Below are 19,099 nucleotides of genomic sequence, written 5' to 3'. Positions count from 1 at the left end.
GCTCCCTAGGCCAGCAAAGCCAGCGCAAACTCCCGCGCACTGAAGGTCTCCAGGTCCTCCAGCCGCTCCCCCACGCCGATGAAATACACCGGCACGGGCTTCTCCTGCGCGATCGCCGCCAGCATGCCGCCCTTGGCCGTGCCATCGAGCTTGGTGACGATCAGCCCGGTGAGCCCCAGCACCGCGTCGAAGGCCTTCACCTGCTGCAGCGCGTTCTGCCCCGTGTTGCCGTCGATCACCAGCAACACCTCGTGCGGCGCGCTGGCGTCCGCCTTGGTCACCACGCGCCGGATCTTGCGCAGCTCCTCCATCAGGTGCTGCTGGGTCGGCAGGCGGCCGGCGGTGTCCACGATCACCACGTCCTTCTTGCGCGCCTTGCCGGCGCTCACCGCGTCGAAGCTCACGGCCGCCGGGTCGCCGCCTTCCTGGCTGACGATCTCCACCTTGTTGCGGTCGGCCCAGACGGCCAGCTGCTCCTTGGCGGCGGCGCGGAAGGTGTCGGCCGCCGCCAGCAGCACCGTCTCGCCGGCATCCGCGAGGTGCTTGGTCAGCTTGCCGATGGAGGTGGTCTTGCCGGCGCCGTTCACGCCCGCCACCATGATCACGGTGGGCTGGTGTTCGCCGATGGTCAGCGGCCGCTCCAGCGGCCGCAGCAGCTGCGTGAGCGCGTCCACCAGGATGTTCTTGGCCTGCACCGGCCGCGTCGCGCCGGTGGCGGCCACCTTCTGCTTGACGGCATTGAGCAGGAATTCGGTCGCCGGCACGCCGGTGTCGGCCAGCAGCAGCGCCGTTTCCAGCTCTTCGTAGAGCGCGTCGTCGATCTGCGCGCCGGTAAAGACCTGCGAAATGTTCGAGCCGGTCTTGCGCAGGCCGACCGACAGCCGGTCCATCCAGCTCTGCCGCTCGGGTGCCACCGGCGGCGCCACCGGGATCTCCAGGGGCGCGACCAGCGCGCTGCCGATCAGCCCGCCACCCACGGCCGGCGGGGGCGCGGGGGCCGCGGCAGGGGGCGGGGGCGGCACCGGGGCCAGGGCCGGCGGCACGACCACCGTGGGGCTGGCGGGCGCCGGCGTGGCGACGGGGGCGGGAGCGGGGGTGGCCGGCGGCTTTTTCCGGAAGAAGCTGAACATCAGGGAGGTTTCTAGAATCAGAGGATTCTATGAAACGCCACCTGCGCACCTTCCTCCTCCTTTTCTTCTCCTCCTTGTCGCTGTCCCTGCTGCCGCCCGCCGGCGCGCAGATCACGGCGCCGGCACCCGCCCAGGAAAAGCCCCAGCAATTCACGCTGCCCAACGGCCTCACGCTGATCGTGAAGCCGGACCGGCGCGCGCCCACCGCGGTGCACATGCTCTACGTGCGCGTGGGCGCGATGGACGAAGTGGACGGCACCACCGGCGTCGCCCACGTGCTGGAACACATGCTGTTCAAGGGCACGAAGACGACCAAGCCGGGCGAGTTCTCGCGCCTGGTCGCCGCGCTCGGCGGCCGCGAGAACGCCTTCACCACGCGCGACGTCACCGGCTACTTCCAGCAGATCCCGGCGAACAAGCTGGAGGACGTGATCCGGCTGGAGGCCGACCGCTTCGCCAACAACCAGTGGCCCGACGACGAGTTCAAGCGCGAACTGGAAGTGGTGAAGGAGGAGCGCCGCAGCCGCACCGAGGACAACCCGCGCTCGCTGCTGTTCGAGCAGCTCAGTGCCGTGGTGTACCAGGCCTCGCCCTACCGCCGCCCGGTGGTCGGCTGGATGAACGACCTCGAGGCCATGACGCCGCAGGACGCGCGCGAGTTCTACCGCCGCTGGTACGTGCCGGGCAATGCCGCCGTGGTCGTCGCCGGCGACGTGGATCCCGCGCAGGTGCGCCGGCTGGTGGAAAAGCACTACGGCAGCATCCCCGCGCGGGCCGTGCCCCCGCGCAAGCCGCGCGAGGAGCCGCAGCAGAACGGCGTGCGCCGCCTGGAGTTCAAGGCGCCGGCCGACCAGTCCTACGTCGCGCTGGCCTTCAAGGTGCCGCAGCTGCGCACCTTCGACAAGACGCCGGAGAACGACGACGCGCTGGCGCTGACCGTGCTGTCCGCGGTGCTCGATGGCTACGACGGCGCGCGGCTGGACCGGGCGCTGACGCGCGGTCCCGACCGCGTCGCCGACTCGGTCGATGCCGGCTACGGGCTCTGGGGCCGCGGCCCGCAACTGTTCACGCTCAGCGGCGTGCCCGCCGCCGGCAAGACGCCGGAGCAGGTGGAAGCGGCGCTGCGCGAGCAGGTGGCGCGCGTCGCCCGCGAAGGCGTGACCGAAGCGGAGCTGCAGCGCGTGAAGACGCGCTGGATCGCCGGCGAGATCTACAAGCTCGACTCGGTGATGGGCCAGGCGCGCGAACTCGGAAGCGCGTGGGTGATGGGCATGCCGCTGGACTCCGACACGCGCCTGATGGCGCGCCTGCGCGAAGTCACCGCCGACCAGGTCAAGTCGGTGGCCGCGCGCTACTTCGGCGACGACCAGCTCTCGGTGGGCATCCTGCGCCCGCTCCCCGTCGACCCCAATCGCAAGCCCCGCCAGCCCGCCGCCGGCGCGCGCCATTGAACCAAGGACACCGCATGTCGTTGCAGCAAGTCTTCGCGCGTTGCGCCGCGGCCGCCCTGGTGGCCGCCACCTTCACCCTGCCCGCGTGGGCAGCCCTGCCGATCCAGAAGTGGCAGCAGCCCAGTGGCGCGCAGGTCTGGTTCGTGGAAGTCCCCGGCCTGCCGATCGTGGACGTGCAGATCGATTTCGACGCCGGCGAGCGGCGCGATCCTTCCGACAAGTCGGGCCTGGCGGACGTCACCGCCAGCATGACCGCCAAGGGCCTGGAAGCCCGCAACGGCCAGCCCCCTCTGGACGAGAACCAGCTGGGCGAGGCCTGGGCCGACCTCGGTGCCGGCTTCGGCGCCAGTGCCGGCCAGGACCGCATGAGCTTCACGCTGCGCTCGCTGACCTACCCCGAGCTGCTGCAGAAGGCGGTGGCGCTGGGTGCGCGCCAGCTCGGTGAGCCGGCCTTCCCGGACAACGTGTGGCAGCGCGATCGCCAGCGCATGATCGCCTCCATCCGCGAAGCCAACACCAAGCCCGGCACCATCGCCGCGCGCACCTTCAACCAGGCGGTGTACGGCACGCATCCCTACGGCTACGACACCACCGAGGAGTCGCTGGGGCGCATCTCCGTGCAGGACATGCGCAACTTCTACCGGACCGTCCAGCCCTGCCGCGCCAAGGTGAGCGTGGTCGGTGCCGTGAACCGGGCGCAGGCCGACCAGATCGTGACCTCGCTGCTCTCGCGCCTGCCCGCTGCGGCCTGCCAGCCGCTGCCGCCGGTGCCGGAGGTCGCGCCCCTGTCGGCCTCGGCCGAACGCAACGTGCCCTTCGCTTCGGCGCAGGCGCACGTGCTGATCGGCCAGCCGGGCTACAAGCGCAGCGACCCGGACTACTTCCCGCTGCTGGTGGGCAACTACATCCTGGGTGGCGGCGGCTTCGTGTCGCGCCTGGTGGAGGAAGTGCGGCACAAGCGCGGCCTGAGCTACAGCGTGTACAGCTACTTCGCCCCGGCGATGCACGCCGGTGCCTTCATCCTGGGGCTGCAGACGCGCCCGGACCAGGCGGCGCAGGCGGTGCAGGTGTCGCGCGACGTGGTGCGGCGCTTCGTGGCCGAAGGGCCGACGGAGGCGGAGCTCAAGGCGGCCAAGGACTTCATGATCGGCGGCTTCGCCCTGCGCATCGACAGCAACCGCAAGCTGCTGGACAACCTGGCCAACATCGCCTGGTACGACTTGCCGCTCGATTACCTGGACACCTGGACCCGGCAGGTGGAGAAGGTCACGGCCGCCGACATCCGGGCCGCCTTCGCCCGCAAGCTGCAACCGGACCGCATGGTCACGGTGGTGGTGGGCGCCGACGTGGCGGCCGCCCCCGACAGTAAGCCTTTCCCCGATGCCCCACCCCTGTCAATCCTGACAGGGGTCGGCGTGCAAGCCGGCGGCCCTGGCTGAACAATGGCCTTGCGCTGTCACGCTTCTGGTAACACGCAAGGGAGAGTTTCACAGGGAGAGAGTGAGGCACGGCCTGAGGGCCGTGCCTCTTTTTTGCGGCCTGCGCAGGTAAGCTCGCCGCATGCCCCGCACCGCCCCGCCCGCCCGCCGCGGCCTCCCCAACCAGGTCCGCATCATCGGCGGCCTGTGGAAGCGCACCCCGCTGCCGGTGGCCGATCGCCCCGGACTGCGGCCCACCCCCGACCGCGTCCGCGAGACCCTGTTCAACTGGCTGGGGCAGGACCTGAGCGGCTGGCACTGCGTCGATGCCTTCGCCGGCACCGGCGCCCTCGGGCTGGAAGCCGCGTCGCGCGGCGCCGGCGACGTGCTGCTGGTGGAGACCGAAGGCGCCCTGGTCGACCAGCTGCGGGGGATCGTGAAGAAGCTGGCTGCCGGCAACGTGCGGGTGCAGCGTGGCAATGCGCTCAGCGTGCTGGCCGCCCAGCCGGCCGCCAGCCTGGACCTTGTGTTCCTGGACCCGCCCTTCGACGCCGGCCTGTTCGACAAGGCCCTGGCCGCCGCGCGGCCCGCGCTGCGCGAGCAGGGTTTCCTGTACCTGGAGGCGCCGACCGAATGGCAGGACGAGGCCCTGGCGCGCCACCGGCTGGAGCGGGTGCGCCACATGCGCGCCGGCGCCGTCCACGGGCACCTGTTGCGCCCGGCTGCATAATGCGGCGCAGCAACCGGCCCGCCTGCCTGGCGATGAGGAGACCACCATGGCCACTGACGTCATCGCCGTCTATCCCGGCACCTTCGACCCCATGACCCTGGGGCACGAGGACGTCGTCCGGCGCGCCTCCCAGCTGTTCGGCCGCCTGATCGTGGCGGTGGCGGCGGGGCACCACAAGAAGTCCCTGTTCACCATGCAGGAGCGCATCGACATGGCGCGCGAGGCGCTGCACGGCAATCCCAAGGTGACGGTGGAAGGCTTCAGCGGCCTGGTGCGCGACTTCGTCGTGGCCCGCGGCGGCAAGGCCATGGTGCGCGGCGTGCGCGCCGTGACCGACTTCGACTACGAATTCCAGCTGGCCGGCATGAACCGCCACCTGATGCCGGACGTGGAGACCGTGTTCCTCACGCCCAGCGACAAGTACCAGTTCATCAGCAGCACCTTCGTGCGCGAGATCGCGGTGCTGGGCGGGGAAGTGCACCAGTTCGTCTCGGCGACGGTGCAGCAGCGGCTGATCGACAAGGTGCGCAGCCTCGGGCGGGAGTAGGCCCGCTCACGCGGGGAGGACGGAAGGGAGCCAGGCGCGCAATTGCGCGTTCACCACTTCCGGCTGCTCCATCGTCAGCATGTGCCCGCACCGGGGCACCAGCACCAGCTGCGCCTGCGGAACCAGCGCCGCGATCTCCCGCGAGCGCTCCGGCGGCGTCAGCAGGTCGGCTTCGCCGCACATCACCAGCACCGGACACTGCAGCCGCGGCAGGTGCGGCCGGGCGTCGGGCCGCGCGATCACGGCGCGGTTCTGCCGGATCAACTGTTCGGCGCCAGCATCCAGGACGAATTCGAGATAGGCCGCACCGAGCGCCGCGGCGTGGTCCGGATGGAAGGCCATCGCGATGTTCGGTGCGATGACCTCCCGCGTGCGTCCTTGCGCGAACAGCACGATCGCCGCCTCCCGCAGCGCCGTCATCTCGGGCGCATCGGGCCGCGCATCGGTTCCCAGCAGCGCCAGGCCGGCGATGCGCTCCGGCGCCTGCCGCGCGGCCTCCATGGCGACCATGCCGCCCATGGACGCGCCGCACAGCACCAGCGGCCCCGCGTGCTGCCGCAGCAGGGCGGCCGCCATGGCGGGGATGCCGTCCTCGCGGGTGTGCACATCGCTGACCTGCGGCTGCCAGGGCGCCAGCGCCTGTAGCTGTTCGCGCCACATCGCGGCGTCGCCGGCCAGGCCGGGGATGAGGATTAGTGTGCCCATGGCCCGAAAAAGAAGTCCCTGCTGGGTTTTCGCCCATTCTGCATCGCCGGGCGGCCGGGATAATCCGTGGATGAGGACACTGCACGCATGACGGAACTGGTGTTGATCCGCCACGGCGAGACGGACATGAACCGGGAACTGCGCTTCCAGGGCCATGTGAACGTCGGCCTGAACGCGATCGGGCTCGAACAGGCCCGGCGCCTGGCCGCGCGCATGGCCGGCGAGAAGGCCGACGCCGTGTACGCGAGCGACCTGCTGCGCGCGCAGCAGACCGCGCATCCCATCGCCGGTGAACTGGCGCTGCCGCCGGTGCCGGAAAGCGGCTTGCGCGAACAGCACTTCGGGCGCGTCGACGGCATGAAGGTCGACGACATCCAGCGCGAACACCCGGAAGCCTGGGCCGGCTGGCTGCGCTTCGACGAGGACTTCGCGATGCCCGAAGGCGAATCGACCCGCGCCTTCCATGCGCGGGTGATGGAAGCGGTGCAGCGCCTGGTGGCGGCGCATCCGGACGAGACGGTGGTGGTCGTCACGCACGGCGGCGTGCTCGACATGATCTACCGCACCGCGCGTTCGCTGGGCCTGAGCGGCCCGCGCCAGAGCGACATTCCGAACGCGGGGCTGAACCGCATCCGCGTGCGCGACGGCGCCTTCGACATCCTGACCTGGGCCGACACGCGCCACCTGACGGACCTGCCGCCGCAGCCCGTCTACGATCAGCAGAAGTTGGCCGCCGCCGAGCCGCCTCAAGCCGGCCGCGCCCCCTCGGGGGCCGGGCGAAGCCCTTGGGGGCCTCATCCCTCAAGGTCGGCAAGCCCAAGGCCGCATAGAGCTTCCCGGCCTGGCGCTGCAGGCGCTTCGATTCGGGTTGCGCGCGCACCTGCTGCTGCAGCAAGTTCTGCGCACCGGCCAGGTGGCCGCTCTTCACCAATGCATCCAGGTGAACCTGCGCGAACAGGTCGCGTTGCGCATGGCTGCCGCCGATTTCCAGCATGCGGGGCAGGGCGTGGCCCAGCGCCTCCACCGTCGTCTTCCAGTCGCCGGTGGCGTGGGCCAGCAGGCCGCGCGCGGCCGGCACGCAGACGCGCTGCCACAGCACGGCCTCGGCGCCGGCACGCTGCAGCGCGTGCCGCTCGATGCTCGCGAGCCAGCCGCGCGCCGCTTCGATGTCGCCCGCGCGCGCGAGCCCGTACAGGTATTGCAGGTCGAGGAAGGGCAGCACGTGGTCGTGCGCCCGCTGCTGCAGGTAGTGCGCCACGTCCTGCCAGCGGCCGCCGACGTCCAGGCCGGCGAGCTCCATGCGCGCCAGCAGCGAGACGGCATTGACCTGGTCCTGGCTGTACTCCTTGACCTCGCCCCAGACATGGCGGTCGTAGAGCGCCAGCACTTCTTCCTCGCGGTCCAGGTCGAGCGCGAACAGTGCCTGGTGCCACCAGTTGTGCGTGACCATGAAGGAGTTCAGCCCGGTCCAGGTGCTGCTGACGTCCTGCAGGAAGGCATGGCCTTCGGCCAGGCGGCCTTGCGTGAGCATCACGTGTGCCAGCGCATGGTGCGCCCAGGGCTCCTTGCGGCGCATCGCGATTGCCTGCCGCGCGCTGGCCTCGGCCTGCTCGAGGAAATGGCACTGTTCCCAGGCGAAGGCGAGCATCCCGTGCAGATAGGGCACGTCGGCTGCCGCGGGCAGCGCATGCAGCGCCAGCCGCAGCATGCCGGGCGCGTCGCCGCGGTTGAACAGGTGGTACTGGCCCAGCTTCAGCGAGGCGAGGTCGCGCGGGAAGGCGCGCGCCTGCTCCTCGTGCAGCGCGATCGCGCGCGGCACGTCTCCCGCCACCCAGGCTGCGACCGCGGCGATGAAGCGCTGCTCGCGCGGCGTCGCGTCCCTGGCCGCGGCCTGTGCCCGCGCGCTGAAGGGCCGCGCGTTGGCGGGCGCCTGCGCGCTCTCCGCGAACATGTGCAGCGCCGCGCAGTACGCCTGCACGATGCCGCTGCCGTCCTCCTGCGCCTGCAGGATGTTCACCGCGCGCGCTTCGCTGGCGATGAAGCCCTCGACGAAATCGTCGACGGCGGCGAGGCTGGCCTCGCTGCGCAGGGTCAGCGGATTGCCGAGGGCATCAGTCCACATGGTGGATGGCTTCCGAGGGCGGCTGCGGCCACGGCCGCTGCGCCTCCCGGATCATCTCCCAGGCGCGCGCCACCTGCAGCACACCCAGGTCGTCGAAGCGCTTGCCCGCGATCTGCAGGCCGATCGGCAGGCCGGTGCTGGTGTAGCCGCAGTTGATCGACGCGGCCGGCTGCTCCGACATGTTGAAGGGCACGGTGAAGCCGATGTGCTCCAGCGGCCGCATCGGGTCGTTGGTGGGCGAGGGCAGTTCCGCCGCGAAGGCCGGCACCGGCGACACCGGCGACAGCACGTAGTCGAAGGGCCGGCAGGCATTCACCGCGGCCACGCGGGTCAGGTGGAACTGGTGGAAGGCGCGGAACACCGCTTCGCCGGTGAGGCCGGCGGCGCTGTCGGCCCAGTGCTGGATGTAGGGCAGCACGCGCGCCTTCACGTCCGCGGGCAGCGAGCGCATGTCCACGTGCGAGCGCATGCGCCAGAACCAGTCCATGCCGTCCAGCATGCCCTGCGTCATGAAGGGCCGCATCGGCGCCACCACGGCGCCGGCGCGCTCGAACGCTTGCGCCGCGCGTTCCACCGCCGCGCGTACCTCGGGCTCCACCGCCAGGCCGCAGCCCGCTTCCAGCAGCAGGCCGATGCGCAGGCCGCGCAGGCGGTCGGTGCCGGTGTCGAAGCGCGACCAGGCGATGTCCTGGTGCGGCAGGCTCATGCTGTCGCGGTCGTCGGGGCGCGACAGCACGTCCATCAGCACCGCCGCGTCGGCGACGCTGCGCGTCATCGGCCCGGCCGCGCGGCCGATGTAGGGCGGGTCGATGGGAATGCGGCCCAGGCTGGGCTTGAGCGTGAAGATGCCGCACCAGCCCGCCGGCAGGCGCACGGAGCCGCCGATGTCGGTGCCGATGTGCAGCGGGCCATAGCCGGCCGCCGCCGCGGCGGCCGCGCCGGCGCTCGAGCCGCCCGGCGTCTTCGTCATGTCCCAGGGATTGCGCGCGAGCTTGTGGAAGCTGGAGAGCCCCGAGGACAGCATGCCGTAGTCGGGCATGGTGGTCTTGGCGAGGATCACGCCGCCCTGTTCGCGCACGCGCGCCGCCGGCGGCGCATCGGCGCTCGCGGGCACCAGCTCCGTGGCGGCCGTGCCCAGCGGCATCGGGTCGCCGCGGGTCGCGATGTTGTCCTTGATGGTGACCGGCACGCCGTCGATCAGCCCGAGCGGCTGGCCCTTGAGCCAGCGCGCCTCGCTGGCGCGCGCCTGCTCCATCACCTGGTCGGGCCGCAGCAGGTAGAGCGCCTGGATGTAGTACTCCCAGCGCTCGACGTGGCCCAGCACGCTGCGTGCGACCTCCACCGGCGACACCTCGCGCCGGCGGTAGAGATCGACGAGAGCCGGGGCCGTCAGTTCGTGCAATGCCTCCGGCATCGCCTCAGGCCCAGGACAGGGCGGACAGGTCGTTGACGAAGATCGGCATGTCCTTCCAGAGGCCGCGGATGTTCTTGTTGGCCACCGTCACCCATTGCGGCTGGTACAGGAAGGCGTGCACCGAATCCTCGGCCAGCAGTTTCTGCAGGTCGGCCTGCAGCTTCATGCGGTCCTTGGCGCTGGCCGTGGTCTTGTACTTGGCGTACAGGTCGTTGAACTTGGCCGACTGGTAGTTCCAGTAGTAGTCCGGCTTGGCGAAGTTGCCCAGGTCGAAGGGCTCGACGTGGGAGATGATCGTCATGTCGTAGTTCTTGTTGCCGTAGACGTTGGACAGCCACTGCGCCCATTCCACGTTCTGCAGCTTGGCGGTGATGCCCACCTTGGCCAGCTGCGAGGCGATCACCTCGCCGCCCTGGCGCGCGTAGGGCGGCGGCGGCAGCGTGATGGTGACTTCCAGCGGCCCGGTGACGCCCGCTTCCTTCAGCAGCGCCTTGGCGCGCTCGGGGTTGTAGGGGTTCACGCCGGTGGTGTCCACGTAGCCGGGCGCGCTGGGCGGGTAGTGGCTGCCGATCGGCGCGCCGTAGCCGTCGCCGGCACCCTGGATCACGGCCTTGCGGTCCACCGCCATCGCCACCGCGCGGCGCACGCGCACGTCGTCGAAGGGCTTCTTCTTGTTGTTGATCGCCAGGATGGTCTTGGCGCGCGAGCCGGAGACCAGCACCTGGAAGCGCGGGTTGCCCTTGAACTGTTCCACGCTGCGCGGCGTGATGCGCGGGAACAGGTCCACGTCGCCGGCCAGCATGGCGGCCACCTGCGCCGCCGGGTCCTGGATGAAGCGGAAGGTGGCGCGCGGGATCTTGATGGCCGCCGCGTTGCGGTAGCCATCCCACTTCTTCAGCGAGATCGACGAGCCCTTCACCCAGTTGTCCAGAACGTAGGGGCCGGTGCCCACCGGCTTGGTCATGTTGGAGTCGGCGCTCTTGGGCTCCACGATCACCGCCGTGGCCTGCCCCATGAGGAAGGGGAAGTCGGGGTCGATCTCCTTGGTCAGGACCACCACCGTGTGTTCGTCGATCGCCTGCGTCGAGAGGTTGGCGAAGGTGCGCTTGTCCTTGTTGACGCTCTTCTCCGCGCCGGCGCGGTCGAAGGAGAACTTCACGGCCTGCGCGTTGAAGGGCTCGCCGTTGTGGAACTTGACGCCCTTGCGCAGCTTGAAGGTGTAGGTGGTGAGGTCCGGCGAGACTTCCCAGCTCTCGGCCAGCAGCGGCGTGACCGAGCCGTCAGCGTTGATCTTGGTGAGCGTCTCGTAGATGTTGTACAGCGTGACCTCGGCGATGGAGGAAGCGGCGCCGCCGGTGGGGTCCAGCCCCGGCGTCGGCTCCAGCGTCATCGCCATGACGATCGAATTCTTGCGGTTCTGCGCCAGCACGCCGGCCGGCAGGGTGGCCAGGGCGGCCAGGGAAGCGGTGTGCGTGAGGACGCTGCGGCGTTGGATCATGGTGAGGAACTCCAGGGAGCTTGGACAAACGGAAGTTGCGGCCGCGCTCGGGCCTTGCCGGGCATCATCCCCGAGATTCGGCGGGCAAGGCAAGAGGAGAGGCCAGGGGCTCGGGTTCGGGCACGGCGGCCAGCAGCGTGCGGGTGTAGGGGTGCTCCGGGGCGGCGAACAGGCGCTCGGGCGGGCCCTGTTCGACGATGCGGCCCTGCCAGAGCACGGCGACGTCCTCGCACAGGTGGTGCACCACCGCCAGGTCGTGACTGATCAGCATGTAGGTGATGCCGAATTCGGCCTGCAGGTCCTGCATCAGGTTGAGCACCTGCGCCTGCACCGAGACGTCCAGCGCGCTCACCGGTTCGTCGGCGACGATCAGGCGCGGGCGCGTGATGAGCGCGCGGGCGATCGCGATGCGCTGGCGCTGGCCGCCGGAGAACTCGTGCGGGTACTTGCGCAGGTCGTTGGCGCGCAGCCCTACGGCCTGCAGCACCTCGCTGGCCCGCCCGTGCTGCTCCTCGCGCGTCACGCCGCCTTGCGCGTCCAGCGGCTCGGTGACGATGCGTTCCACGGTCTGGCGCGGATCGAGCGAGCCATAGGGGTCCTGGAACACCATCTGGAAGTCGCGCCGGGCCACGCGCAGTTCCTCGCGCGGCAGCGCGTGCAGGTCGCGCCCGAGCAGGCGCACGCTGCCCGCGGTCGGCTGGTCCAGCGCCATCACCAGGCGCGCCAGCGTGGACTTGCCCGAGCCCGACTCGCCGACGATGCCCAGGCTGCGGCCGGCCTCGATGGTGAAGCTCACGCCCTGCAGCGCGTGCACCTTGCCGGGCGCCTCGAACAGCTTCTCGCGCGGCAGCGCGTAGTCCTTGCGCAGGTCGCGCACTTCAAGCAGCGCCGTCATGGCTGTTCCTCCCTCCCCCCCGGGGGGGGGGGTGGGGTGGGGGCGCTCCCCAGCGCCGCCTTCTCCGCCCTCACCACCTCCAGCCGAATGCACCGCGCACTATGCTCCGGACCCACCTCGACCGGCGCCGGCAGCGCCACGTTGCACTCCGGAACCGTCAACCGACAGCGCCCCGCAAACGGACACCCTTTCGGCATGTCCACCAGCTCCGGCACCGTCCCCGGAATGGTGGCCAGCCGCTGCCCCTTCACCCGGCGCAGGCCCGGCCGCGCACCGAACAGCCCCAGCGAGTAGGGATGCATGCGGTGGGCGAACACCTCGGTGGTGGGCCCGCTTTCCACCACGCTGCCGCCGTACATCACCAGCATGCGCTGTACATTCTGCGCGATCACGCCCAGGTCGTGCGAGATCAGGATCAGCGCCATCCTGCGTTCGGCCACCAGCTCGCGGATCAGGTCCAGGATCTGCCGCTGGATGGTCACGTCGAGCGCCGTCGTCGGCTCGTCGGCGATCAGCAGGTCGGGCCCGCAGGCCAGGGCCATCGCGATCGTCACGCGCTGGCGCTGGCCGCCGGAGAACTGGTGCGGATAGGCGTCGATCCGGCGCGCGGCATCGGGGATGCCGACGCGATCGAGCAATGCCACCGCTTCCTTGCGCGCCGCCGACGCCGACAGGCCGCGGTGCAGCCGCAGCGGTTCCGCCACCTGGTCGCCGACGGTGTGCACCGGGTTCAGTGCCGTCATCGGCTCCTGGAAGATCATGCCGATGCGGTCGCCGCGCAGCTCGCACAGATCGCGCTCGCGCAGCCCCACCAGCTCGCGGCCCTCGAACACGATGCTGCCGGTGACCCGCGCGTTTTCCGGCAGCAGGCCCAGCAGCGCCATGGCGGTGATCGACTTGCCGCTGCCGGATTCACCGATCAGGCCCAGCGTCTCGCCGGGCTCCAGCGAGAAGCTGGCGTCGCGCACGGCATAGGCCGGGCCGCGGTGCGTCTGCAGTTCGACCGAGAGGTCGCGGACTTCGAGCAGCGGCATCAGCGTTTCCTCGCCAGCCGCGGGTCGAACAGGTCGCGCAGCCCGTCGCCCAGCAGGTTCAAGCCGAGTACCGCGAACGCGATCGCGATGCCCGGGAACACCGCCAGCCGCGGGGCCTGGAACAGCAGGGTCTGCGCTTCGCTCAGCATGCGTCCCCAGGAAGGCTGCGGCGGCTGCGTGCCCAGGCCCAGATAGGACAGCGCCGCTTCGGCCAGGATCGCAATCGCGAAGCGGATGGTGGCCTGCACGATCAGCACCGACAGGATGTTCGGCAGCACGTGCTCCATGGTGATCGCGAAGTTGCCCTTGCCGCAGGCGCGCGCGGCCAGCACGAACTCGCGGCCCCACACCGCGTTGGCCGACGCGCGCGATGATGCGCGCGAAGGTGGGGATGTTGTAGATGCCGATGGCGATGATGGCGATCACCATGCCGGGGCCGAACACCGCGGTGAGCATGATCGCCGACAGGATCGCGGGGAAGGCGAAGCCGAAGTCGGCCAGCCGCATGATCCCCTCCTCGACCCAGCCGCGTTTCGCCGAGGCCAGCAGCCCCAGCGCGGTGCCGATCACCAGGCCGATGCCCACCGCCACCACGCCGACGATGATGGAGGCGCGCGCCCCCACCAGCAGCAGCGAGGCGATGTCGCGCCCGAAGGGGTCGGTGCCCAGGAAGTAGGGGCCGCCCGGCGAGCGCAGCCGCAGCCCCATGTCGATCTCGTAGGGGTTGTGCGGCGTCCACACGAAGGACAGGCCGGCTGCCAGCACCAGCAGCACCGTCAGCACCAGGCCGATCATGAAGCTGGGGTGCCTGCGCGCGCGCCGCCAGAAGCCCGGGCCCGCGGGCACCGGCACCGGCGCCGTTTCGAGGACGGCGCTCATATGTCGCTCGCCTTCACGCGCGGGTCGATCACGGCATAGAGCACGTCGACCACGAAGTTCACGATCACCACCATGGCCGCCAGCAGCATCACGCAGTTGCGCACCACGATCAGGTCGCGGTTGGCGATCGACTGGAAGATCAGGCGGCCCAGGCCCGGCAGGTAGAACACGCTCTCCACCACGATGGTGCCGGCCAGCAGCTCGGCGAACTGCAGGCCCATGATGGTGATGACGGGGATCAGCGCGTTGCGCAGCACGTGGCCCCAGAGCGTCGCCCGTTGCGACACCCCCTTGGCACGCGCGGTGCGCACGAAGTCCTCGCGCAGCACTTCCAGCACCGAGGAGCGTGTGATGCGCGCCAGGATCGCCGACTGCACCACCGCCAGCGACAGCGCCGGCAGCATCAGCGCGCGCAGCCCGGGCAGCAGGCCTTCCTCCCAGCCCGGGAAGCCGCCGGCGGCGAACCACTTGAGCTGCACCGAGAACAGCAGGATCAGCAGGATGGCGAACCAGAAGTTGGGGATGGCGATGCCCACCTGCGTCAGGCCCATGATGCCGACGTCGCCCAGCTTGTTGTGGCGCGAGGCGGCGTAGATGCCGGCGGCCAGCGCCAGCACGGTGGTCAGCGCCATCGCCATCAGGGCCAGCGGCACCGTCAGCGTCAGCCGCTCCAGCACCAGCTCGCCCACCGGCGTGCTGTAGGCGTAGCTGAGCCCCAGGTCGCCGCGCAGCATGCCCGTGACCCACTCCCAGTAGCGCGTGGGGGCGGGACGGTCCAGCCCCAGCTTCTGGGACAGCGCGGTCACGGCCTCGGGCGAGGCGTCCGGGCCCATGATGATCTGCGCCGCGTTTCCGGGCAGGATCTCGAGCACCAGGAACACCACCAGGGAGGTGCCTACCAGCGTCGCGATGAGGGTGATCAGCCGCTTGAACAGGAACAGGCTCATGCAGCGGGCGATAATGCCAGAGAAGTCGTTTCCGGAGCCCGCGCCGCCATGGCATTGATGATTACCGACGAGTGCATCAACTGCGATGTCTGCGAGCCCGAGTGCCCGAACGAGGCGATCTTCCTGGGCCCCGAGATCTACCAGATCGACCCGGACAAGTGCACCGAGTGCGTGGGCCACTTCGACGAGCCGCAGTGCGTGCAGGTCTGCCCCGTGGCCTGCATCCCCCTGGACCCGCAGAGGGTGGAGAGCCGGGAGACGCTCTGGCAGAAGTACCAGAGGCTGATCGCGCAGGCGAAGAAGGATGCGGCTCCCGGGATCCCCGGCGCTCCCTCGTAGGCTGGTGGTGAGCGCAGCGAACCCCAGCGCTTGCGCGCATCGCTGGGGTTCCCGTGGGTCACCCCAGCCTACGTCGTCTTCTTCGATTTCTTCCTGGCGGGCTTCTTCGCCCCCGGCGCCACCGCCGTGAACTGCTCCAGCTTGCCCGCCTTCGCCTTCTTGCCGTCCTTCGCCGGCTTGGCATCCGCCACCGCCGGCGTCTGCGGCCCGATGATGATGGCCCTGGGCGCGTTCTTCTCCTGCGCCAGCCGTGCCTTCTCCATCGCCTCGGCCCGCTTCATGTCCGCGGCCGCATGGCCGGTGGCCCGCGCGGCGTCGGCGGGCGCGCGCGCATCCGACGCGGCCACCGGCTGGCCGCCGGGGCAGGGCTGCTGGCTGTAGCTGCTGCCGCAGCGGTAGACCGTCTGCGCCTGTGCCGAGGCGGCCAGGGCGACGGTGGCGAGGACCAGGGTGGGATGCAGGCGCACGGTCTCCTCCTCGGAGCGGGTCAGGGTTCTTCGGGGCGCGGGGGCTTGGGCCGCGGCGGCTTGTGCGTGTGCACGATCAGCGTGGCCTTGTCCATCTCGCCGGCCAGCAGGGCCGGTACGGCCTTGAGGGTGCGCGCCACGCACTCCTCGATCGCGGTGCGCTGCTCGGGCGCAGGCCTCTTCAGCACCCAGTTGGTCACTTCCGACTTGACGCCGGGGTGGCCGATGCCGATGCGCAGGCGCCAGTAGTCGTCGGTGCCCAGCTGCGCGTGGATGTCGCGCAGGCCGTTGTGGCCGGCGTGGCTGCCGCCGAACTTCAGCTTGGCCTGGCCGGGGACGACGTCGAGTTCGTCGTGCGCCACCAGGATTTCCTCCGGCGCGATCTTGTAGAAGCGCGCCAGCGCCGCCACCGACTTGCCCGAAAGGTTCATGAAGGTCTGCGGCTCCAGCAGCCAGACCACCTGGCCGTGCACGTTGGTGCGGGCGACCAGGCCGTGGTAGCCGCGGTCGGCCACCAGGTTGGCCTTGAGTTCGCGCGCGAGCGCGTCCACCCACCAGAACCCGGCGTTGTGGCGGGTGGCCTCGTATTCCGGCCCGGGATTGCCCAGGCCCACGAACAGCTTGATCATGATCTTGTCGGAAGGTAGTGCGCGGCGCGCTCGGCGCCAAGGCAACTATTGTCGCCACATGGAAAGAAAAAGCCCGCTTGCGCGGGCTTTTCGGTTCGGCCGGGAAAGGCTTACTTCTTCGCGGGCGCCTTGGCGGCGGGAGCCTTGGCAGCCGGCTTGGCCGCGGCTTCCTTGCCACCCTTGGCCGCGGGAGCGGCCTTCGCGTCGGCAGCCGGAGCGGCAGCCGCGGGCGCGGCGCCTTCGGCGGCGGTTTCGGCGGACTCTTCGGCCGCGGAGGTCACCACCGACACCAGCACCGGGTTCGGCTTGCCGTGCGTGACGGCCTTCACGCCCTTGGGCAGCGTGATGTCGTTCAGGTGCAGGGTCATGCCCTTCTTCAGGCCGGACAGGTCCACCTCGATGAACTCGGGCAGGTCGGCGGGCAGGCAGGAGATGTCCAGGTCGTTGATGACCGGGTTCACCATGCAGTGCTCCAGCTTGACGGCCTGCGATTCCTCGGCGCCCTTGTAGTGCACCGGCACCTTCATGTGCAGGCGGGTGTTGGCGTCCACGCGCTGGAAGTCCACGTGCTGGACCTGCTGGCGGTAGGGGTGGTACTGCACGTCGCGCAGCAGCACCTTGGCGGCCTTGCCGGCCAGTTCCATCTCGAGGATCGAGGAGTGGAAGGCTTCCTTCTTCAGGGCGTGGAACAGCGCGTTGTGATCGAGCTCGATCAGCTGCGGCTGGCCTTCGCCACCGTACACGATGCCCGGGGTCTTGCCGGTATTGCGGAGACGGCGGCTCGCACCCGTACCCTGCTTGGCGCGCTCGAAAGCGACGAATTTCATGACTCTCTCCAATTCGGACAGCCACCGCGACCAGTGTGCTGCCGGTTTCAAAAATGGCCCCCGTCAAGGGGACCTCAGATGCCTCAGAACAGGTTGACCTGGTCCGAGAACAGGCTCATCACCGACTCGCCGGTGGCGATGCGCTGGACCGTTTCGGCGATCAGCGGCGCCACCGTGAGCTGGCGGATCTTGGTGCAGCCGCGGGCGGCTTCCGACAGCGGGATGGTGTTGGTCACCACCACCTCGTCGAGCGCCGCGCCCTTGGCGAGCCGCTCGATGGCCGGACCCGAGAAGATCGGGTGCGTGCAGTACGCGTACACGTGCTTGGCGCCGCGTTCCTTCAGGACTTCGGCCGCCTTCACCAGGGTGCCGGCGGTGTCGATCATGTCGTCCATGATCACGCAGTTGCGGCCCTCGATGTCGCCGATGACGTGCATCACTTCCGACACGTTCGCCTTCGGGCGGCGCTTGTCGATGATCGCCAGGTCGGTGCCCAGCTGCTTGGCCAGCGCGCGGGCGCGGACCACGCCGCCGACGTCGGGCGACACCACGATCAGGTCCTCGTAGTTCTTCTGGCGCAGGTCGCGCAGCAGCACCGGCGAGGCGTAGATATTGTCGACGGGGATGTCGAAGAAGCCCTGGATCTGGTCGGCGTGCAGGTCCATGGTCAGCACGCGCGCCACGCCCACGGTTTCCAGCAGGTTGGCCACCACCTTGGCCGAGATCGGCACCCGGCTGGAGCGCGGGCGGCGGTCCTGGCGGGCGTAGCCGAAGTAGGGGATCACCGCGCTGATCCGCTCGGCCGAGGCGCGCTTGAGCGCGTCGACCATGATCAGCAGTTCCATCAGGTTCTCGTTGGTCGGGGCGCAGGTGGACTGCACCACGAACACGTCCCGTGCCCGCACGTTGGTGTTGACTTCCACGGTGACTTCGCCGTCGGAGAAGCGTCCGACCGTGGCCGCGCCGAGCGAGATGCCCAGGTGGCCGGCGATTTCCTCGGCCAATGCGGGATTCGCATTGCCGGTGAACACCATGAAATCGGGGGTGGGAGGAGCAACCTGCATGAAAGTGATTTAACCCAACTCAACGAACGGTTTGGCAGGGGAGGAAGGACTCGAACCCTCGCATGCCGGAATCAAAATCCGGTGCCTTAACCAACTTGGCGACTCCCCTACACGGGTCGACCGCTGAAAATCAGCCGCCGACCGAATCGTCGCTGGGTGCCCATCCCACCAGGGGATGAACCTCCATATTGCCGCATTCCCGCACCACCCACCCAGCCCGGGCCCAGTGCTTCGGGGCCTGCGCCAGGTTCGCACCCGGCGGCAACAGCGCGAAGACCGCGCTGCCCGAACCCGTCATGCGGGCCCGCAAGCCCTGCAAACCCAGCCATTCGATCGCTTCGCCCACCTCGGGACAAAGCTGCCGGGCCACGGGCTCCAGGTCGTTGTGACCGAAACCCCAGGGATCTGCAGCAAAGCCCGAGATTGTAGCACCGTCGCTGTCCCGTTTCAGCGCGGGGTGGCCGAAGATGTCCTTGGTGGCCAGGCCGCGCGCCGGCTTCACCACCACGAAGCCGGCCGGCGGCAGCGTGACCGGGGTGATGCGCTCGCCCACCCCTCCACCCAGGCATTGCGTCCGCGCAGGAAGAAGGGGACGTCGGCGCCGAGCGCCAGGCCGATCTTCTCCAGTGCCGCCAGCGGCAGGTCCAGCTGCCACAGGCGGTTGAGCGCCAGCAGGCAGCTGGCCGCGTCCGAGGAGCCGCCGCCCATTCCGGCTTCGGCCGGCAGGCGCTTGTCGATCGCGATGTGCGCGCCCTCGGTGCAGCCGCTGGCCTGCTGCAGGGCGCGGGCGGCCCGCAGCGTCAGGTCCTCGCCAGGAAGCGGCGCCCCCAGGTCCTCGCGGCTGAGCTTGCCGCCGGGGCGCCGTTCGAAGTGCAGGGTGTCATGCCAGTCCAGCAGCATGAAGACCGACTGCAGCAGGTGGTAGCCGTCGGCGCGCCGTCCCGTGACGTGCAGGAACAGGTTCAGCTTCGCGGGGGCCGCGACCTCGTGCAGCGAACGCATC

General features: G+C 70.0%; 16 protein-coding genes, 1 tRNA gene and 4 pseudogenes. 6 read left to right on the top strand and 15 right to left on the bottom strand.

The features are described 5' to 3' along the window. Nucleotides 1–5: 5 nt before the first annotated feature. Entirely contained in the window at nucleotides 6–1,130 is a 1,125-nt protein-coding gene (ftsY, locus tag HK415_RS16300) for a signal recognition particle-docking protein FtsY (RefSeq protein WP_171561130.1), read from the bottom strand. Nucleotides 1,131–1,159: 29 nt separating this feature from the next. On the opposite strand from ftsY, the gene HK415_RS16295 reads away from it, so the two are divergent. The 4 genes from HK415_RS16295 to coaD all read left to right on the top strand — a co-directional run bounded on the left by HK415_RS16295 (nucleotide 1,160) and on the right by coaD (nucleotide 5,276). Continuing rightward, nucleotides 1,160–2,581 (top strand): M16 family metallopeptidase, encoded by a 1,422-nt coding sequence (locus tag HK415_RS16295; RefSeq protein WP_171561129.1) that lies wholly within the window; start codon nucleotides 1,160–1,162, stop codon nucleotides 2,579–2,581. Between the two features lie 14 nt (nucleotides 2,582–2,595). Continuing rightward, nucleotides 2,596–4,020, top strand: coding sequence for a M16 family metallopeptidase (locus tag HK415_RS16290; RefSeq protein WP_171561128.1), 1,425 nt, complete (start codon nucleotides 2,596–2,598; stop codon nucleotides 4,018–4,020). 121 nt (nucleotides 4,021–4,141) lie between these two features. Beyond that, nucleotides 4,142–4,729, top strand: a complete 588-nt coding sequence (rsmD, locus tag HK415_RS16285) for a 16S rRNA (guanine(966)-N(2))-methyltransferase RsmD (RefSeq protein ID WP_171561127.1) — start codon at nucleotides 4,142–4,144, stop codon at nucleotides 4,727–4,729. 46 nt (nucleotides 4,730–4,775) lie between these two features. After that, nucleotides 4,776–5,276, top strand: coding sequence for a pantetheine-phosphate adenylyltransferase (gene coaD / locus HK415_RS16280; protein WP_171561126.1), 501 nt, complete (start codon nucleotides 4,776–4,778; stop codon nucleotides 5,274–5,276). A gap of 6 nt (nucleotides 5,277–5,282) precedes the next feature. Here coaD and HK415_RS16275 read toward each other — a convergent pair whose 3' ends face one another. Continuing rightward, nucleotides 5,283–6,137 carry an alpha/beta fold hydrolase gene (locus HK415_RS16275; RefSeq protein WP_373684657.1) on the bottom strand — a complete coding sequence of 285 codons (855 nt, stop codon included), beginning with the start codon at nucleotides 6,135–6,137 and terminating at the stop codon, nucleotides 5,283–5,285. Here HK415_RS16275 and HK415_RS16270 point away from each other — a divergent pair. Next, nucleotides 6,069–6,599 (top strand): annotated as a pseudogene (locus HK415_RS16270) (histidine phosphatase family protein); the annotation flags it as partial. The gene HK415_RS16275 and the pseudogene HK415_RS16270 sit on opposite strands and share 69 nt — an antisense overlap. Nucleotides 6,600–6,783: 184 nt before the next feature. Here the strand turns inward: HK415_RS16270 and HK415_RS16265 are convergent. The 7 genes and pseudogenes from HK415_RS16265 to HK415_RS16235 form a co-directional block, all read right to left on the bottom strand. Beyond that, nucleotides 6,784–8,103: pseudogene (locus HK415_RS16265) on the bottom strand (tetratricopeptide repeat protein); the annotation flags it as partial. Beyond that, complete coding sequence (locus HK415_RS16260) at nucleotides 8,093–9,517, bottom strand: amidase (RefSeq protein WP_171561124.1); 1,425 nt, start codon at nucleotides 9,515–9,517, stop codon at nucleotides 8,093–8,095. The pseudogene HK415_RS16265 and the gene HK415_RS16260, both read right to left, overlap by 11 nt. A 4-nt stretch (nucleotides 9,518–9,521) precedes the next feature. Further along, nucleotides 9,522–11,015: an ABC transporter substrate-binding protein gene (locus HK415_RS16255; RefSeq protein ID WP_171561122.1), complete on the bottom strand. Its 1,494-nt coding sequence runs from the start codon at nucleotides 11,013–11,015 to the stop codon at nucleotides 9,522–9,524. Between the two features lie 64 nt (nucleotides 11,016–11,079). Then, nucleotides 11,080–11,910 (bottom strand): ATP-binding cassette domain-containing protein, encoded by an 831-nt coding sequence (locus tag HK415_RS16250; RefSeq protein WP_171561121.1) that lies wholly within the window; start codon nucleotides 11,908–11,910, stop codon nucleotides 11,080–11,082. After that, on the bottom strand, nucleotides 11,907–12,944 hold the full coding sequence (locus HK415_RS16245) for an ABC transporter ATP-binding protein (RefSeq protein WP_171561120.1): 1,038 nt from the start codon (nucleotides 12,942–12,944) through the stop codon (nucleotides 11,907–11,909). The genes HK415_RS16250 and HK415_RS16245 overlap by 4 nt, the downstream gene beginning before the upstream one ends. Beyond that, nucleotides 12,944–13,823, bottom strand: a pseudogene (locus tag HK415_RS16240) (ABC transporter permease). Before HK415_RS16240 ends, HK415_RS16245 begins: the two are co-directional and overlap by 1 nt. After that, nucleotides 13,820–14,770, bottom strand: a complete 951-nt coding sequence (locus HK415_RS16235; protein WP_171561119.1) for an ABC transporter permease — start codon at nucleotides 14,768–14,770, stop codon at nucleotides 13,820–13,822. Before HK415_RS16235 ends, HK415_RS16240 begins: the two are co-directional and overlap by 4 nt. Nucleotides 14,771–14,818: 48 nt before the next feature. Here HK415_RS16235 and HK415_RS16230 point away from each other — a divergent pair, with 48 nt between their 5' ends. Continuing rightward, nucleotides 14,819–15,109 (top strand): YfhL family 4Fe-4S dicluster ferredoxin, encoded by a 291-nt coding sequence (locus HK415_RS16230; RefSeq protein ID WP_171561118.1) that lies wholly within the window; start codon nucleotides 14,819–14,821, stop codon nucleotides 15,107–15,109. A gap of 68 nt (nucleotides 15,110–15,177) precedes the next feature. Here the strand turns inward: HK415_RS16230 and HK415_RS16225 are convergent, their stop codons facing one another. The 6 genes and pseudogenes from HK415_RS16225 to ispE all read right to left on the bottom strand — a co-directional run bounded on the left by HK415_RS16225 (nucleotide 15,178) and on the right by ispE (nucleotide 19,098). Beyond that, nucleotides 15,178–15,576, bottom strand: a complete 399-nt coding sequence (locus HK415_RS16225; protein WP_171561117.1) for a hypothetical protein — start codon at nucleotides 15,574–15,576, stop codon at nucleotides 15,178–15,180. A gap of 20 nt (nucleotides 15,577–15,596) precedes the next feature. Then, nucleotides 15,597–16,205, bottom strand: a complete 609-nt coding sequence (pth, locus tag HK415_RS16220; RefSeq protein ID WP_171561116.1) for an aminoacyl-tRNA hydrolase — start codon at nucleotides 16,203–16,205, stop codon at nucleotides 15,597–15,599. A 110-nt stretch (nucleotides 16,206–16,315) separates the two neighbouring features. After that, nucleotides 16,316–17,032, bottom strand: a complete 717-nt coding sequence (locus tag HK415_RS16215; protein ID WP_171561115.1) for a 50S ribosomal protein L25/general stress protein Ctc — start codon at nucleotides 17,030–17,032, stop codon at nucleotides 16,316–16,318. Between the two features lie 83 nt (nucleotides 17,033–17,115). Continuing rightward, the gene (locus HK415_RS16210) at nucleotides 17,116–18,096 is read right to left on the bottom strand and encodes a ribose-phosphate pyrophosphokinase (protein WP_171561114.1); all 981 of its coding nucleotides are present in this window, start codon (nucleotides 18,094–18,096) and stop codon (nucleotides 17,116–17,118) included. Nucleotides 18,097–18,128: 32 nt separating this feature from the next. After that, nucleotides 18,129–18,205, bottom strand: a tRNA-Gln gene (locus tag HK415_RS16205). A 21-nt stretch (nucleotides 18,206–18,226) separates the two neighbouring features. Beyond that, nucleotides 18,227–19,098: pseudogene (gene ispE, locus HK415_RS16200) on the bottom strand (4-(cytidine 5'-diphospho)-2-C-methyl-D-erythritol kinase). Nucleotide 19,099 lies beyond the last annotated feature (1 nt).

Origin of the sequence: Ramlibacter montanisoli (assembly GCF_013087525.1) — a bacterium.
In the GTDB taxonomy this organism is placed as follows: domain Bacteria; phylum Pseudomonadota; class Gammaproteobacteria; order Burkholderiales; family Burkholderiaceae_C; genus Ramlibacter; species Ramlibacter montanisoli.
Note: the sequence above shows the minus strand (reverse complement) of the source record. Positions and strands in the feature narration are given on the sequence as shown.

Bases quoted from the DNA above. Each gene is read 5' to 3' on its own strand.
- ftsY (WP_171561130.1), bottom strand. From the start codon at position 1,130: ATGTTCAGCTTCTTCCGGAAAAAGCCGCCGGCCACCCCCGCTCCCGCC.
- HK415_RS16295 (WP_171561129.1), top strand. From the start codon at position 1,160: ATGAAACGCCACCTGCGCACCTTCCTCCTCCTTTTCTTCTCCTCCTTG.
- HK415_RS16290 (WP_171561128.1), top strand. From the start codon at position 2,596: ATGTCGTTGCAGCAAGTCTTCGCGCGTTGCGCCGCGGCCGCCCTGGTG.
- rsmD (WP_171561127.1), top strand. From the start codon at position 4,142: ATGCCCCGCACCGCCCCGCCCGCCCGCCGCGGCCTCCCCAACCAGGTC.
- coaD (WP_171561126.1), top strand. From the start codon at position 4,776: ATGGCCACTGACGTCATCGCCGTCTATCCCGGCACCTTCGACCCCATG.
- HK415_RS16275 (WP_373684657.1), bottom strand. From the start codon at position 6,137: ATGGCCCTGGAAGCGCAGTTCCCGGTTCATGTCCGTCTCGCCGTGGCG.
- HK415_RS16260 (WP_171561124.1), bottom strand. From the start codon at position 9,517: ATGCCGGAGGCATTGCACGAACTGACGGCCCCGGCTCTCGTCGATCTC.
- HK415_RS16255 (WP_171561122.1), bottom strand. From the start codon at position 11,015: ATGATCCAACGCCGCAGCGTCCTCACGCACACCGCTTCCCTGGCCGCC.
- HK415_RS16250 (WP_171561121.1), bottom strand. From the start codon at position 11,910: ATGACGGCGCTGCTTGAAGTGCGCGACCTGCGCAAGGACTACGCGCTG.
- HK415_RS16245 (WP_171561120.1), bottom strand. From the start codon at position 12,944: ATGCCGCTGCTCGAAGTCCGCGACCTCTCGGTCGAACTGCAGACGCAC.
- HK415_RS16235 (WP_171561119.1), bottom strand. From the start codon at position 14,770: ATGAGCCTGTTCCTGTTCAAGCGGCTGATCACCCTCATCGCGACGCTG.
- HK415_RS16230 (WP_171561118.1), top strand. From the start codon at position 14,819: ATGGCATTGATGATTACCGACGAGTGCATCAACTGCGATGTCTGCGAG.
- pth (WP_171561116.1), bottom strand. From the start codon at position 16,205: ATGATCAAGCTGTTCGTGGGCCTGGGCAATCCCGGGCCGGAATACGAG.
- HK415_RS16215 (WP_171561115.1), bottom strand. From the start codon at position 17,032: ATGAAATTCGTCGCTTTCGAGCGCGCCAAGCAGGGTACGGGTGCGAGC.
- HK415_RS16210 (WP_171561114.1), bottom strand. From the start codon at position 18,096: ATGCAGGTTGCTCCTCCCACCCCCGATTTCATGGTGTTCACCGGCAAT.